The 15705-nt window shown below is 71.0% G+C and carries 11 protein-coding genes; 5 read left to right on the plus strand and 6 right to left on the minus strand.

Annotated features, from left to right (window positions below; translation table 11 throughout):
• Positions 1 to 155: 155 nt before the first annotated feature.
• Together WME75_RS00410 and WME75_RS00415 are read right to left on the minus strand one after the other, a co-directional pair.
• The gene (locus WME75_RS00410) at positions 156 to 1496 is read right to left on the minus strand and encodes an acetylglutamate kinase (protein ID WP_437485261.1); all 1341 of its coding nucleotides are present in this window, start codon (positions 1494 to 1496) and stop codon (positions 156 to 158) included.
• 5 nt (positions 1497 to 1501) lie between these two features.
• On the minus strand, positions 1502 to 2503 hold the full coding sequence (locus WME75_RS00415; RefSeq protein ID WP_437485263.1) for an N-acetylornithine carbamoyltransferase: 1002 nt from the start codon (positions 2501 to 2503) through the stop codon (positions 1502 to 1504).
• Between the two features lie 589 nt (positions 2504 to 3092).
• On the opposite strand from WME75_RS00415, the gene WME75_RS00420 reads away from it, so the two are divergent.
• On the plus strand, positions 3093 to 3404 hold the full coding sequence (locus WME75_RS00420; protein ID WP_437485265.1) for a hypothetical protein: 312 nt from the start codon (positions 3093 to 3095) through the stop codon (positions 3402 to 3404).
• 123 nt (positions 3405 to 3527) lie between these two features.
• On the opposite strand, the gene WME75_RS00425 is transcribed toward WME75_RS00420, so the two are convergent.
• The 3 genes from WME75_RS00425 to WME75_RS00435 all read right to left on the minus strand — a co-directional run bounded on the left by WME75_RS00425 (position 3528) and on the right by WME75_RS00435 (position 9016).
• Positions 3528 to 4376 (minus strand): GNAT family N-acetyltransferase, encoded by an 849-nt coding sequence (locus WME75_RS00425; RefSeq protein ID WP_437485267.1) that lies wholly within the window; start codon positions 4374 to 4376, stop codon positions 3528 to 3530.
• Between the two features lie 264 nt (positions 4377 to 4640).
• Positions 4641 to 5267, minus strand: a complete 627-nt coding sequence (locus WME75_RS00430; protein ID WP_437485269.1) for a Uma2 family endonuclease — start codon at positions 5265 to 5267, stop codon at positions 4641 to 4643.
• An 80-nt stretch (positions 5268 to 5347) separates the two neighbouring features.
• Complete coding sequence (locus WME75_RS00435; RefSeq protein ID WP_437485271.1) at positions 5348 to 9016, minus strand: UvrD-helicase domain-containing protein; 3669 nt, start codon at positions 9014 to 9016, stop codon at positions 5348 to 5350.
• A 362-nt stretch (positions 9017 to 9378) separates the two neighbouring features.
• Between WME75_RS00435 and WME75_RS00440 the strand changes: the two genes are divergently transcribed.
• The 4 genes from WME75_RS00440 to WME75_RS00455 are packed head-to-tail and all read left to right on the plus strand — an operon-like array spanning position 9379 to position 12716.
• Positions 9379 to 10338 (plus strand): prenyltransferase, encoded by a 960-nt coding sequence (locus WME75_RS00440; RefSeq protein ID WP_437485273.1) that lies wholly within the window; start codon positions 9379 to 9381, stop codon positions 10336 to 10338.
• The gene (locus tag WME75_RS00445) at positions 10335 to 11078 is read left to right on the plus strand and encodes a ferrochelatase (protein WP_437485275.1); all 744 of its coding nucleotides are present in this window, start codon (positions 10335 to 10337) and stop codon (positions 11076 to 11078) included. Before WME75_RS00440 ends, WME75_RS00445 begins: the two co-directional genes overlap by 4 nt.
• Positions 11075 to 12001: a prenyltransferase gene (locus tag WME75_RS00450; protein ID WP_437485277.1), complete on the plus strand. Its 927-nt coding sequence runs from the start codon at positions 11075 to 11077 to the stop codon at positions 11999 to 12001. Before WME75_RS00445 ends, WME75_RS00450 begins: the two co-directional genes overlap by 4 nt.
• A gap of 13 nt (positions 12002 to 12014) precedes the next feature.
• Positions 12015 to 12716, plus strand: coding sequence for a lycopene cyclase domain-containing protein (locus WME75_RS00455; protein ID WP_437485279.1), 702 nt, complete (start codon positions 12015 to 12017; stop codon positions 12714 to 12716).
• A 115-nt stretch (positions 12717 to 12831) separates the two neighbouring features.
• Here WME75_RS00455 and WME75_RS00460 read toward each other — a convergent pair whose 3' ends face one another.
• Positions 12832 to 15348, minus strand: coding sequence for a glycoside hydrolase family 31 protein (locus WME75_RS00460; RefSeq protein ID WP_437485281.1), 2517 nt, complete (start codon positions 15346 to 15348; stop codon positions 12832 to 12834).
• Between the last annotated feature and the right edge of the window lie 357 nt (positions 15349 to 15705).

Genomic DNA, 15705 nt, shown 5'->3' on the forward strand with positions numbered 1-15705 from the left:
CGGCGGCGGGGGCACGCGCCCCCGCCGCCCCACCACCCCGCGATCCACCTGCGCCTCTCAAGGCGTGATGCTACTTCGGGCCTAACGTTCGTCGCAGCTTGATGCGAGCGCCTGCTGGGGCGTGATGTATGGGGCGTCGGGCCTGGCGTTCGCGGTCAGAGCTCGGCTGTGCCGTGCTGGCGTAGGGTCGTCGGCAACGACAGGGCGTGATCGATGCAGGCGCGGATGTCGTCGAAGTTGGTCAGGCCGTACCAGAACACCGTCCAGCTCTCGTTGCGGTAGCTGCCCTCGGCCTGCTGAAAATACCAGGGGTTGATCTCGTTGCCGTTCCGGGCACGCCAGAACAGCTTCGGGTTCTCGTTCTTCATCCGCGTCCAGAGCGAGCCGCCGATCCCCACGCCCTGCGCCTCCGTGGTCACCGCGAACTTGTCGAGGTACGGCGTCAGGGGCGCCCGCTCGCCCGCGTCGAGTGTGAGGATCGCCGTCGCCCGGTACGAGTCGGACAGGTAGATGCGGTAGAACGGCTTCTTGTCGAAGTAGTGCTCGTCGAGCTTCCGCTCGAAGCACGCCTCGAGCAGATCACGCAGCCGGGCGCGATCGATGCCGTCCAGCGTGTCGTGCCGCAAGATCCGCTCGCCGCGGCGGACCAGCGTGCCGGACCCCGTGTGCGTGAAGAGCTCCTTCGCCAGGTGATCCGGCGACGTGATCGACACCGAGGAGGTCGCCGGCAGCCCGTCGAGCAGGAGCTTGATCTCCTGCAGCTTGAGCCGCATGCCCCCGGTGAGCCAGGGCTGGGTGACGAGGCCCGCGTAGTCCTCCTCGAGGTTGATGGCCGAGATGATGCGCCCATGCTCGTCGAGGAGGCCGCCCGTGCTCGTGAGGAAGATCATCTTGAACGGCTGCGTCGCGAGCGCGAGCTCGCGCGCGGCCACGTCGGCGTTGATGTTGACGATCTGCCCGCCCGACGTCTCGCCGAGGCAGGCGAGGATGGGCAGGTGCCCCGCGCGGAGGCTGGACCTCACCGCGTCGACGTGGACGCGCTCCACCCTGCCCACCAGCCCGAGGCGCCCCTCGTCCATCAGCGACGCCTCGAAGACGCCCGCGGTGATCGGCCGCGTGCGCGTGCCCATCTCCTCGAGCGCCTCGACGAGCCGCAGGTTCTCGCGGAGGAAGACGCGGCGAGCGATCTCCAGGACGCGGGGCGTCGTGACGCGCAGCCCGTCGACGCGCTCGGTCGGGATGCCCGCCTCGGCGAGCGCCCGATCGAGCTGCGGCCCGGCGCCGTGGATCACGATCGGATACAGCCCGACCTGGTTCAGGAACACGAGCGAGGTCGCGAGCGCCTCGATGTCCTCGTCGAGGATGGCGCCGCCGACCTTGATGACGGCGAACTTCTGCTGATCGACGGCCGCGTACTGCTTCAGGTACTGCTCGACCTCCTTGCGGCTGCCGAGGTTCCTGAGGAGGCGGACGATGACGTCTTGTGTCGAGCCCATCGTGGTCACCACCCGTTGGCCAGCACGTCCATCACGGCCTTTTGCACATGCAGCCGATTCTCGGCCTCGTCGATGACCATGGATGCGGGCGAGTCGATCACCGCGTCCGTGACCTTGACGTTGCGCCGGGCCGGCAGGCAGTGGGAGAAGAGCCCCCCCGCGGTGAGCGCCATCTTCTGCTCGTCGACGATGAAGTGCTTGTACCTGTCGCGGATGGGCTTCTCCTGCTCCCAGCGCCCGAAGTAGGGAATCGCGCCCCAGCTCTTCGCGTACACGACGTGGGCGCCCCGGTAGGCGGACTCGATATCGTGGGTGATCGAGAGCTTCCCCCCGCTCTCGGCGGCGCTCTTCCTGGCGGCGTCGAGGTAGCGCTCGTCGAGGTGGTACTCCTCGGTGGGGCAGAGGAGGGTGACGTCCATGCCGAGCTTGGAGGCGATGAGAACGGCCGAGTTGGCGACCGCGGTGTTGAGCGGGCGCGGGTGGTACGTCCAGGTGAGGACGAACTTCTTGCCGTCGAGGCGGCCGAGGCGCTCCTTCATGGAGAGCGCGAGCGCGAGCTCCTGGCACGGGTGGGTGATGGTCTCGAGGTTCACGACCGGCACGGTCGCGTGGCGGGCGAACCCCTGGAGCACCTTGTCCTGGCGATCCTCCTCCCAGCGCTGGAACTTGGGGAACGCGCGCACGCCGATGAGGTCGGCGTAGCGCGAGAGCACGCGCGCGACCTCCTGGACGTGCTCCTCCGGCTCGCCGTCCATCACGGCGCCGTCCTCGAACTCGATGGGCCACGCGCCCCGCCCAGGCTCGAGGATCACAGCGTGGCCGCCGAGCTGCCGGATGCCGACGTCGAAGGAGGTGCGCGTCCGCAGCGAGGGGTTGAAGAACACGAGCGCGATGGTGCGATCCTTGAGGCGCGAGCCGATCGGCCTCCGCTTGAAGCGCTGCGCGCGCTCGAGGAGGCCCTCGATCTCGGCGCGTGTGTAGTCCATCGTGGTCAGGAAGTGCCGCATCGAAAGCCTCCTCGTTTGAGCAGCGCGGAGCGGGCGCTCGCATTGGAGCAATCCTGGCGGCGATGTCAACGATGCACGCAGGCCGGCGCGGCGCGCGCCGTCCGATGGAGTCGAGCGCCGGATCCGCGCGGCCGCCGCGCTCCCTGGCGGGAGCAACGCACGCCGCCGCCGAGCGGCTGGGCTCAGCCGACGACGTCGGACCTCGGCGGCAGGTACGGCGCCACGCCCGGAGGCCGCTCGCGATACCACCTCTCGTGCATCGGTACGACGCCGCTCGGTCCTCTGCGCGCCCCGCGCATCCACGGCGCGATCGAAGGCGGCCGCCTCCGGAGGGGTCCTCCCGCCGTGCACCTGCGCGGTCGGGAAGAAACAGAGGCCCTGTCAGGATTGCACGGGCTGATTTCAGGATCGAAAGGGAGCACGTACGTTCTCTACGAAAAATGCCGGGAAATTCAGGAGACAGCGCTTGGTCCGCATCCTGCTAAACGTGAAGGCGGAGCGCCCGTGACGGTTTCCCCCCCCCACCGTCGAATGGGCGCTCTTTTTTTGTGCACCTGCGGCGGCGTGTCGTGAGCGCGCGGGGGTTCCGGTGACACTGGTCGTGATCCTCACGGTGCGGTGCGAGGCGCTCGACGCGTTCCGCGCGTACGAGAGGAAGGCCGCGGCGGTGATGGCCCGGTATGGCGGCGCGATCGAGCGGACCGTGGTGACCGCGCCCGACAGCGCTGGGCTCAGCCTGAAGGAGATTCACCTCGTCACCTTTCCGGACGAACAAGCCTTCTCGGCGTACCGCCGCGACGGCGAGCTCGGCGCGGTGGCGCACCTGCGGGACGCGTCGGTCGTGCAGACCGAGATCCTGCGCGGGGAAGAGGGGCCGGACTACCACGCTGCCTGCGGCTGAGCCGATGGCGCGTCGAGGTGTCTTGAACCGGGCACCGGGCCAGACGCGGCCGAGCATCGCTCGCGCTCTGCCTCTCTGTGCTCTCCATGCCTCGGCGGCTCCATCTCGCCAGCCTCGCGCTGGTCACGGTTCGAGGCCCGGGACGCGCTCCTCTTGCTCGGGCGGCTCGGCGATGCACGCGGTGGCGACGCGCCGGAATCCGACCCGCTCGTAGACGCGCGCGACGTCGTCGTTCTGCGCGGACAGGAACACCGTGCGAATCCCGGCGTCCAGGGCGTGGCGGGCCAGGACCGCCGTGACCGCGGCGGCGAGGCCCCGCCGCCGGGCCGCAGGCAGCGTCCCGACGCCGACGATCTCGGCGACGTCCTGGGCGTGCTGGTAGCTGCCGGCGCAGAGCGGACCGGCGAGCGCGCCACCGCGACCCCGGGCGGCCGCGTGCACCATCGTCCCCTCGACCAGCGACGCGTGCCAGACGGCCACATAGCCGGCCGGGAGCGTCGCCGCGGCGGCGTCCCGCTCGGCCGGCCCCGCGGGGCCCGCCGCGGTGCTGAGCGCGCTGAAGGCGACGTGCGCGACGGCCTGCACGGCGGCGAGATCCGGGTCGTGCGCGGTGATGACCGAGAGCGAGATGTCCTTTGGCAAGGCGGGCTGGACGGGCTCGCCGCGGAGCACGAGCAGCGGGCAGCGCCGGACGCGCAGGCCCGTCGCCTCGGCGGCGGCGTCGAGCCCGGGGGTGGTCTCCAGCACCCACTCGAACGCCTCCGGGATCGAGAGCTCCCGCTGGCGGGCGCGCACCGCGGCCACGTGCTCGGCCGACAGAGGGCCGCGATGTCCGAGGGTGGGGCGGGCATAGTAGGGCCAGCCGTCGCCGCGGCGAACGAAGAGGGTCAGCGGCCCGTGGTCCTCGGCGTCGGCGCGCTGGCGGGGGACGGCGTCGTAGAACCGCTCGATCTCGGCAAGGAGGGCGCTCACGGGCCGCGATTGTGGCATCGGCCGCGCCCAGGCGCGAGGGAACCCCGGAGCGCCCCGCGGGGGGCTCCCGCGGGGTCACCTGGCGCCCTGCGAGCAGGCGCGCGATGGCTCCTCCGACGTGTCGCCGCCGAGCCCGATCCTCGACGCTCCGGTGAGCGCCTCAGCTGCGAACGATCGAGATCCGAGGAGCCGAGAGCAACCAGAAGTACGTGCCCAGATTGCCCGCCATGAGGATGAGCGCCACCGCCGGCCTGATCCCCCGGCTCACCTGTCGCCGCTCTCGTCCCGCTCCGGCTCGTCGTCGTCCAGGAGCGGCGCCACCTCGGCCCAGAGCGCGTCCAGATCGAGCTCCAGCCCGTCCAGCCCCGGCACACGCACCTTGCCTTCCGATGCGGGCAGCCTCTGCACGTAATACCCGTCGGGGCCGAGCTCGCACAGCTCGAAGAGCTGCGCCTCGGGATCCACGAGCCAGTACCAGCGCACCCCGAAGCGAGCGTACTCGATCGCCTTCTCCATCCGGTCGCGCCGCACGTCGCGCGGACGCTGCGAGAGCACCTCGACCACCACGGTCGGGGGGAGCCGGGAGAGCGCGTCCCGGCCGCGAAGCGGCGCGCCCTGGGCGTACATGCACACGTCGGCCTTGCGCCCGCGGCGCGCCGACACGCCGAGCTTGTACTCCGAGCCAAACACCCAGCCGCCCCGCGGTCGGGCCCATCCGCGGAGCACCTCGATCAGCCAGCTGACCACCGCTTCGTGCAGCGTCGTCGGCACCTCTTCCTCCACGAGATGACCGTCCAGGAGCTCACCCGGCTGGTCCTCCTCCAGGTCGGCCCACTGCTCCAGCGTCATCAGCTCAGGTCGGAGGATCTCCGCTGTCGCTGTCGAACCCATGCCGCCCATCGTACCACCCTCGGGCCTCCCGCGACGCGCCACGCAGGGCCCACCCCCCGCGCCATGCCCGCCGGCGCCCCTCACACCCGGAGCACCACCCCTCTCGCCCGCTCGCCCGTCGCCTCGGCGATCGCCTGCACGTAGAGCCGCACCTGCGCCTCCTGGGCCGCGTGCGCCGTGCCCGCGTCCGACCCGGTCTTGAAATCGACCACGGTCCAGACCCCCACGTCGCCCACGCTCTCCCGGAACGAGAGATCGACGACGCCCTCGGCGATCGTCCCGTCCTCGAGCCGCAGGAGCAGCGGCGTCTCCCGCTCACATCCGCCGCGCGCCGCGCTCTCCGCCGCGCGCCGGAGCAGCGGGTGCTCGAGCGCCGCGACCGCCGCCGCGACCGCCGCGTCGACCTCCTCGGCCGGCGCTCCGAGCAGCCGCGCCTGCGCCGCGGCCACCGTCCTCACCTCGTCCTCGCCCGCCCGGAGGTCCACCTCGGCGAGGACGGCGTGCACAAGCGTCCCGAACCGCTTGCCGTAGGGCCGGCCCTCGCGCGCGATCGCCGTCTGCTCGAACGAGATCACCGGCAACGCGTCCGCCCGATCTCGCCGCTCCGCCCCGGCCCCCGCCGCCGCTTCCGCTTCCGCTGCCGCCTCGTGGCTGATCTGCGTCGCCGTCTTCACGCGGAGCGCCGCCACCGCGCCGTCCAGGATCGCCCGCTGCCGCGCCTCCAGCCACACCTCGTGCCCGCGCTGCCCGAGCTCCCCCGCGCCCGCCGCCGCCCCGGCCCCGGCGCCCGCCGCCGCCCCGGCCCCGCCCGCGTCCGCCTGCAGGATCCGCTGCTGCCGGAGCCCGGCCTCCGGCTCGCGATCCAGGTCGAGCGTGCCCGGATCCCACCACACAACGCGGTGCGATCCCGCCATCGGCGTGTGCTCGCCGGGCGCGACGGCGTCGCGCTCGTCGGCCTCGCACCGCGCCGGGCGCTCCAGCACCGTGTCGGTCCCGAACGGAGGGCAGCCGAGGTCCTCGCAGCGCCGCGCGCTCCGCCGGTCGCGCGGCGCCGGGTAGAGCACGGGGTGCAGCACGTCGAGCCAGCCGTCGCTCGAGCCGTCCCCCGGGCGCGCGTCGCCCACCGCGGGCACCACGAGCAGCTCGCGCGCCCGCGTCGCCGCCACGTACGCGAGCCGCACCGCCTCCTCGCGATCGCGGCGCAGCACCTCGTCGCGGCGCTCGTAGAGCTCCGCGGGCACACAGCCCGCGATCGGCTCGGCCCACAGGCCGAGCTCCTGATCCACGTGCCGCGACGGGTGCTGGTGCACCGCCGGCGACGCCGGATCCGCCAGGATCACCACCGGGAACTCGAGCCCCTTGGCCCGGTGCACCGTCATGATCCGCACCCCCTCCGTCCCCTCCTCGACGACAGGCGCCTCGGCGACCTCGCCCCGCTCCGCGTCCACCTCGAGCCGCTCCACGAACGCCCGGAACGACGTCGCGCCGCCCGACTCGAACCGCCGCCCGAGATCCATCACCCGCAGCACGTTCGCGAGCGCCTGCTCTCCCGTCGGCCAGATCGCGATGCCCGCGTGCGCGCGCGTCTCGTCGAGGAGCCCGCCGATCGTGTCCGCGATCGGCCGCCGGTTGCGCTCGCGGTGCAGGCGCCCGAGCACCGCGAGCGCCTCCGCGACCTCCCGGAGCGGCCGCATCCCGCCCTCGGCCACGAGATCGAGCGCGCCGTCGTCGGGCTGAAACAGCGGGTGCAGGCGCTGGAACCTGTCGCGGTACAGGAGGAGCACGTCGTCGGTCAGCGCGAAGAGCGGCCCGCGCAGCGTCGCGTACACGCTGAGCTCGTCGTCCGGCCACTCGATCGCGAGCAGCGCGCTCCGCACCGCCATCACCTCCTCGCGATCGTGGAACGACCGCCCGCCCACGAGCACGTGCGGGATCCGCCGCGCCTCGAGCGCCCGCACGTAGGCGCGGGTCGCGTCCTCGCCGAACGTCTGGAAACGCTTGAACAGGAGGCAGATGTGCCGCGCCTCGATCGGCACCCGCTGGCCCGGGCGCTCGCGCTCGGTCACCGTCCACCGCGGGCCGCTCATCGTGCCCCGGCCGCCCCGGCCGCCGTGGATGAGCTGGTGGACGAAGGCGCCCACCGCGTCCGGGATCGACTGCCGCACCCGGTAATCGGAGATCTTCCCGAAGTCGCCGTACGGCCGCGGCACCGGGAGCGCGATCACCGTCGGCTGGTCCACCGGGTCCTCCCGGAACCGCTCGAGCGCGACGTACCGCGCCTGGCTCGCGGCGCCCTCGCCGGACCCGCCCTGCATCCGCGGCGCGAACGCCGCGTTGACGGCTTCCTGGATCGACGGGGCGCTGCGGAAGCTCGTCGAGAGGTACAGCACGCTCGCGCCGCACGCGACGAGCCGGGCCTTCGTCGCCTCGTAGAGCGCGACCTCGGCGCGGCGGAAGCGATAGATCGACTGCTTCGGATCGCCGACGACGAACAGCTTGCCGGGCACCGGGCGCGCCCGTGTCCAGTCGATCTCGGCCGGGTCGTCGGCCGCGAGCAGGAGCAGGAGCTCCGCCTGGAGCGGGTCGGTGTCCTGGAACTCGTCGACGAAGAGGTGCGAGAAGCGGAGGTTCAGCTCCTCGCGGACGGCGCGGCTCGAGCGAAGGAGGTTCCTGGCGCAGAGGAGCAGGTCGAGGAAATCGAGCTTGCCGGCGCGCGCCTTGAGCGCGTCGTAGGCGTCGATCGGCGGCCGGAGCTCGCGCGAGAGGCAGGCCGCGAGGTCGGCGCTCGCGGCCGTGAGCACGGCGTCGAGCTCGGCCTTCACCCGGTCGCGCTGCGCGAGCACCTCGGCGCGCGAGAGGTCCGCGCCGAACGCCTTGCCCGAGCCCTTCCAGCGCCACTCCTTCCAGCGCGCGAGCTCGCCGAGCTCGGCCTCGAGCCCGTCGTGATCGCGCCCGCCCGTCACCTCCTCGCGGCGGCGGAGCTCCGCGAGGTACCGGTCCAGGTTCCTGAGGCTCTGCGCGAGGTAGTCGCCCTCCCGGTCGGCCTCGGCGCCGAGGTCCGCGAGGACGGCGAGGCGGCAGAGGATCTCGTCGATGGCGCGCTCGCGATCGAACGGATCGCGGCGCCAGGGGCGCGTGAAGTCGCGGTGCTCGGCGAGCTTGAGCGCCGCGCTCCGGAGCAGGTCGCGCGGGCCGTGCGCGCCGTCGCGCGGGCGCCGGCGCAGGATCCGGCGCACGCCCTCGGGCGGGTCGTTCAGGGTGCGCTGGAACCAGGCGTCGAAGGCCTGGTCGAAGAGCGCCTCGGCCTGGTCCGCGGCCGCGACCTGGTACAGCGGGTCGACGCGCGCCTCGACCGGCCACTCGCGCAGGAGGTCGGCGCAGAACGAGTGGATGGTGCCGATGCGGGCCGCCTCCAGGTGCGCGAGCGCCTCGTCGAGCCGCGCGCGCTCGGCCGGGCCGGACCTCGCGTCGCCGCGCGCCCGCTCGATCTCGGCCCGGAGGCGCAGCTTCATCTCGCCGGCCGCCTTCTCCGTGAAGGTCACGGCGACGATGCGATCGAGCGTCCCGCCGCCCTCCTCGGGCGCCCTCCGCAGCACGGCGACGATCCGCGACACGAGCGCCGTCGTCTTGCCGGTTCCCGCGGCGGCCTCGACGACGAGCGTCGTCCGGAGATCCTCGCGGATGCGGCGGCGGGCGGGCTCGTCCACGAGCTCCCGCGCGCCGCGCGCCCGGGCCGCGCCGGCGCTCATGCGCGCCTCCGCGCCGGATCAGCGCGCTGCGCGGGGCCGCGCGGCGGCGCGCCGGCCAGGCTCGGGGAGGGGAGGAGTGCGTGCGGCACGAGGTCGCGTGTCGGGGCTGTCGGGGGGGATAGGGTGGCTCAGATCGGCGTGGAGGGAAACGCTCCACCGACCGCCCTGCCCGGGCCCCGGCCCGGGCGCCGCGCCCGAGCGCCGCGCCTGTGGAAACCGGAGCGCCGGGACGCAGGGCGTAAAAATACTGAAAAATCTCAGGTTTGCGCCTTTGCGTCTTTGCGCCTTTGCGTTGAAATTCTTCCTCGGGATCCCTGGCCAGATCTCCGGCACGCTGTACTAGCAGCAGGAAGACCTGATCCATGCGCGTCGAGTCGATGAGCCCTGGAGCGCGGTGGTGGTACGCGCTCAAGCCCGCGAGCTGGCCCAAGGTGCTCGTCCCGGCCGTGTGCGGGCAGGCCGTGGGCGCGGCCGTCGCCGGCCGGGTGTCCGCGGGCGCGCTCGCCTTCGGCGCGCTGTGGATGATCGCGGATGTCGCCTTCGTCGTGCTCCTGAACGACTGGGGTGATCGCGAGGTCGACGCCCTCAAGCGGCGCATGTTCCCGGACGGCTGCTCGCCGAAGACCATCCCGGACGGCATCCTTCCGGCCCGTGCGCTCCTCCTCGCTGGCCTCGGGGCCGGCGCCGCCGCGCTGATCGTCGCCGTGGGCGCCGGCATCGCGCTCGATCGCCCGCTGCTGCTCCCCCTGGCCGCGGTCGGCCTGCTCGTCTTCGCCGCGTACACGTTGCCGCCGCTCCGGCTCAATTACCGGGGCGGCGGCGAGCTCCTCGAGATGATCGGCGTCGGCGGGGTGCTGCCGCTGCTGCACGCGTATGCGCAGTGCGGCGCGTGGGCGCCGGCGTGGCTCGTGGCGCTCCTGCCGGGCCTGCTCGCGCTCGCGCTGGCGAGCGCCCTGGCCAGCGGGCTGTCCGACGAGCAGAGCGACCGCGCCGGCGGCAAGCGCACCGTGACCGCGCTGCTCGGCAACGCGATCTCGCGCCGGGTCACGGAGGCCCTCGCCGGCCTCGGCCCGCTCCTCTGGCTCGGGGCGCCTCTCGTCGCCGGGGGCGCCCCGCCGACCTGGTCGGTCGCGCCGGCGGCGGCCGTCGCGCTCTGGTTCAGGGAGCGGCTCGTCGAGAAGAGCCCGGAGGCGGTGACGAACGCCTTCGCCGCGCAGGCGGCCTACAAGCTCGAGCTGCACCGCGCGATCTGGTGGGGGACGGCCGCCCTGTCGGCGGCCGTGCTCGCCGCCGGGCTCGTCGCCGGCGGGGGGACGAGGTGACCGGCGCCCCGGCCGTTCCCGCGATCCCCGCCGAGGCGCGCGACGAGCTCGCGCGGCTCACGCCGCTCCTCGGCGCGCGGGCCTCGGTCGCGCCGGGCCGGACGTGCGCGCCCACGCCCGTCGCGCTCGTCGAGCAGGTCCTGGGCGGCAGCGAGGACACCGAGCGCGCGCAGGCCTTCGCCCGCGGGCTCGCCGAGGTGATTCGCGCGGTCGCCGACAACTTCCCCGACAACATCTTCTGGGACCTCGACTACCTGGCGTGCTGCCTGTGGCAGGCCGGGAGCGCCCCCGCGATCGGCGACTTCGCCCGCCGCGTGGTGTCGCTCTGCGTGGGCTTCGGCAACCAGTCGAAGCTGCGCTTCCGCTACGCGCACGACTTCCTCTACGGCTACGACTGGGCCCGCTGGGTGATGCGCAAGCCGGACGAGCGCGCGGGCGTCGGGCCGTTCGATCTCGCGTTCCTCGACTACCTCGACGGCCGGCAGAAGGCGCTCGTCGAGCTCGTGGCCAGCAACGATCGCAAGTACTCCCAGCTGAACGGCCGGGAGTACCGCAACCCGTTCACCTTCCTCCGCGAGCCGCCCGAGGAGTCGCAGCTCCACTACCTGCTCGCCCAGGTCGACCTCATCCCGCTCAAGGCGTGGCGCCTCGACGGCGAGCGCCGATGGGACCTCCCGTTCACCGATCTGCGCGCCAAGCTGGCCGAGCGCCTCGGCCTGTCGCGGGGCAGCGGGCGATGAGCGCGAGGAGCGCGAGGATCGGCCGGCCGGGGGCGCTCCGGGCCTGGCTCGCGGCGTCGCGGCTCTCGTCGCAGCCGACCCTCGCGCTCCCGCTGCTGCTCGGGCAGCTGCTCGGCGCGCGGGCGGCCGGCCGCCCGCTCGACCTCGGGACGCTCGCGGCGGTCCAGCTCTTCGGCCTCCTCGACCAGCTCTTCATCGTCTACGCGAACGACGTCGCCGACCAGGAGACCGACCGCCGCAACCGGACCGCCACCCCCTTCTCGGGCGGCTCGCGCGTGCTTGTCGAGCGGCGCCTCTCGCCCCGCGCGCTCGGCGCCGCGGCCGCCGCCTGCGCCGCGGCGCTCGTGGCCGTCTCGGCGGCGCTCGCGGCGGCGGTGGGTGCGCCGCTCCTCGTGCTCCTCGCGCTCGCGGCGCTCCTGCTCCTCTGGGCCTACAGCTACCCGCCGCTCCGGCTCTCGTACCGCGGCGGCGGGGAGCTGCTCCAGATGGTCGGGGTCGGCGCGGTCCTGCCGCTCTACGGCTACCTTGCGCAGGGGGGCGATCTCGCGCGCTTCCCGTTCGCGCTGCTCGCCTTCCTGCTGCCGAGCCACCTCGGCTGCGCGATCGCCACCGCGCTCCCGGACGAGCCCTCGGATCGCGAGAGCGACAAGCGGACGCTGCCCGTGCGCGTGGGCGGAGAGCGGGCCGCGCTGTGCGTGGCGCTCCTGAACGGGCTCTCGCTCCTGCTCGCGCCGATCGGCCTGGGCGCGGTGGGCCTGCGCCCGGGGCCGGGCCTGCTCGTGCCGGCGGCGGCGGCGCTCGTCGTGCTGCTGGCCCGCCCGGCGCCGCCGGGCTCGCGCCTGCTCCTCGTCCGGGTCGCGGCCGCGGGGACGGCGACGCTGTCGCTTGTCGCCTTCACCGCCCTCGCCCTCGCCGCGCGCTGAGGAGGGCGGGGCGGTGACCCACGAGTTCCTGCTGCTCTCGCTCCTCTTTCTCCTGCCCGGGGGCGTCATCTGGCTGGCGCGCCCGGATCTGCGCTCGCTGATGAAGCGGATGGCGCTGGCCTCGCTGCCGTTCGTGGCGGCCGAGCGGCTGTTCTACCCGAGCTACTGGACGCCCAAGTTCCTGTTCGACCTGGCCGATCGGATAGGGTTCGGCATCGAGGACGTGCTGTTCGTCGCCGGGCTCAGCGCCTTCTCGTCCACCGCGTATGCCGTGGTGTTCCGCCGCGCGCCGGTGCCCTGCGCCGCGCCGGGCGCGCGACCGTGGCTGCGGGCGGCGGCGGGGATCGCGCTCGCGCTCGCGGCGGCCGGGGCGCTGCTCGCGGCCGGGGTGCCGGTCCTCTATGCCTCGGTGGCGGCCATGGGCGCGGTCACCGCGGCGCTGCTCGCGACGCGCCGCGACCTGATCGTGCCGAGCCTGCTCGGAGCGCTCCTGTCGGCGACCGTCTATCTCGGCCTGTGCCTCGTCTTCGCGGCGCTCGTGCCCGGCGTGTTCGAGCGCACGTGGCGGCCCAGCGCGCTGCTCCCGGGCAAGGCGCTCCTCGGCGTCCCGCTCGACGAGATCCTGTACGGGCTCGGCGCGGGCCTCGCGGCCACGGTGTTCCCGGCGTGGGCCTTCGGGTTCAGGTACGGACACGCCGGAGGCGCCGTGGACTGAAATTCCCCTGGCGCCTCCGGCGCGTCTCTTCTTCCGTCGGAGCGGTGTTGCTCAGGGCGGCGGCGGCCGTCGAGCGGCCGCCCCATCCATCAGCCTGAGCGTCAACAGCTGTTGCTCAGTTTGCGGTTACAACCACCTCTGAGCCGCTGTACGTGACCATTTGATCTGGAGCAGCAGTGACGTCGACGCCGGCGCCATGATTGGAGCCTACCAACACGACCCTGAACGTCCTGCTGGCCGGCATTCCGGGATAGCTTCCCTGCCTTGCGCCGATGGTCAACGCCTTGGCAGAGTCGTTCCATGTGAGTGGGATTGTCGAGTGTTGCCCTTCCTCATAGTTATAGGTGTCGCCCTCGTCCTCATAAATAGTGAAGGACCCGTCTTGGCCTGTGTAGATCCGGATCTCCAGCGGGTCGATGCTCTGCGTTGCATACTGGATGCTGGGACCCATGGGAACAATTGAGCCCGCTTTGACGTAGAGCGGCATCTCGCTCAGCGGCGCGGGAGCCGAGACCGTACGCCCGCCGTCTGTCGTCGCGCCTGTCCAGAAATCGTACCAGGTACCCGCGGGGAGATAAACGGAGCGGCTTGTAGCGCCCGCGGTGGTCACTGGATTGACCAGGAAGGCAGGGCCGAACAGGAACTGATCCTTGATGCCGAATACATTTTCATCATTGGGATAGTCGAAGACCAGGTGCCGCATCATGGTGTAGCCTTCGCTGGTCACCTTCCATGCCAATGAGTAGATGTAAGGCATCAACCGATAGCGCAGGTTGTCGATCTTGAGGAGATTGGCCTTGGTGGCAGCGCTCCAGCTGTTGCTGTACAGTTCCCTTGTGCCGCCGCCATGTATCCGGAAAATCGGGTTGAAGGCGCCATACTGAAACCAGCGGGTAAAGAGCTCATTGTTCGCGCTGGTGGTCCAGTCCACGTTGTGGCCCCAGTACCCGCCTATGTCAGTGGTCCAATAGGGCATCCCCGCGATCGAGAAATTGAGCCCCGCAGGGATCTGCCTGGCGTAGGTTTGAAAATTACTGTCAATGTCTCCCGACCAGCACGTCGTGGCATATCGCTGCTGGCCGGCGAAGGCGCTGCGGCTGAGGACGTAGACTCGCTTCTGCTTCGGACCGGTGGCACGCCAATGCTCGTACAACCCCTGGGCGTGTCCCAGGGGATAAGCGTTCACGTACAGCGCCCCCTTGCCGAGCTCGGTATCAGCCGCCCGCACATCGACGGGGTCCGGATAGCCCTGAGGCTCGGTGTTATCGGCCCAGATGCCGTCCCAGCCATGCGGCCCCAGCAGGCGATCATGGATCTGCTGGTACACCAGAGCTCTGGCGTCGGGGTTGAATGTGTCATAGAAATGGTGTGTGCCGCCGCTGGCGAACAGCGCTCCAATGTCGTCGAGCGCATTGAAGTTGGCCATCTCTCCCGCCTTCATCTCCGTGTTCACGCGTTCATACAACGGCCAGATCGATATCATCGTATGAACATTGGATTTGTGCATCTCGGAGATGAGAGCTGCTGGATCTGGATAGCGGCTTTGCTCCATGAAGTGGGAGCCCCACGCGTACGGATTCCAGTAATCCCAGTCTTGAACGATGCAGTCGACCGGAATGTTGTTGTTGCGGTAGCCGTCCTTGATCCTTAGCAGCTCAGCCTGGCTACCGTACTTGTCCTTCGACTGGAAGAGACCGTAAGCCCACTTCGGGAACAACGGGGCTGCGCCGGTCGCGGTGCGGTATCGGGCTACGACCTGGTCGATGCTTGGACCATAGAAGAAGTAGTAGTCCACCATCTCGCCGGCTTCGGACGAATAGCTGTACCTGGTGTTGTTGGACCTGGTCCCGTCGAAGGTCGAGGCGGAATAGTTGTCCCAGAAGATTCCGTAACCCCTGTTGGACACCAGCACCGGAACGTTGATCTCCGTGTTGGCGTTGATGATACGTCGAGTCGTTCCTTTGCGATTCATCACGTTGTCCTGGTGCTGGCCAAGGCCGAACAACGCTTCGCTGGCGGGTGAGTTGAAGGCGGTATCGACGCGATTCGTGCTGACACCCTCGACGGTTGCGGGTGTCAAGGTCTTGCTGTCTTCCGCCAGGATGACGCTGTCGTTCAAGTCGGTATAGGTGACCAGGCCGTTGGTCGTGTCGACATTCGCCTTCAAGCGTGATGTGGTAATGGTCACGGTCCCCGAGCTCGCTGCGATGCAAAAGCTCGGTGTGCCCCACTTCATATTGATAGACAGAGAGGTCTTGTCGGGGAGTGAAGGAGCCGTGGCGTACTGGACTCTGATTATGCTTTCGTTGCAGACTTCCAGTCTCAGTAGGCCGGTCTCCAGGTTGAAGGTGATGCCGTTGGCGTCGGCAGTATAGAGCCCAGTCTCTGGAGGCGCAGGCGGGCATTCGAGCTGGTCGCCGCCGCCCTCGCCGCCGGAGCCGCCGCCGCCGGCGCCGCCGATCCCGGTCGTGCTGGACGCACCGCCACCCATCCCGGTCGTGCCAGCGGCGCTGGTCGTCGTGCCGCCGGCACCCGGACCGGGGTCGGACCCGCCCGAGCATGCGCCGCCGAGCGGCAAGAGACCGACCAGCGCCGCGTATAGATAATGATTGATCGATTGCAGCTTTCGCATGACTCCTCGCGAGCTACCGAATCCACAATAGTCGTCGGTAAAATCAACAGCATGCGCCAGCTGTAAAGCGCTGACTGTCTCCATGCGGTTTGGCAGGGAGCCGTTTCAGCCCACGCTTCGCACCGCTGGCGAAGGGCAAGAGCACCTAACAGCAGCTCGCCGAGACCGCTCGCTCGAGAGAAGAAGCGGAGGGGCGACAGAATACGGCGCGGGCAAGCTGCTGTTGCCGGACGAACTCCGGGAGCGAATTCAACATCTACCGCGGGAGACGGAGCCGAAGCCGCAGGGCGGCCGGCCGAGGGCGCCTGCTCGGATCGTCCTATAGCCTATCGATCGACGAAGGTCTCGATGCGGATC

Source organism: Sorangium sp. So ce1014 (genome assembly GCF_051521505.1).
Lineage (GTDB): Bacteria > Myxococcota_A > Polyangia > Polyangiales > Polyangiaceae > Sorangium.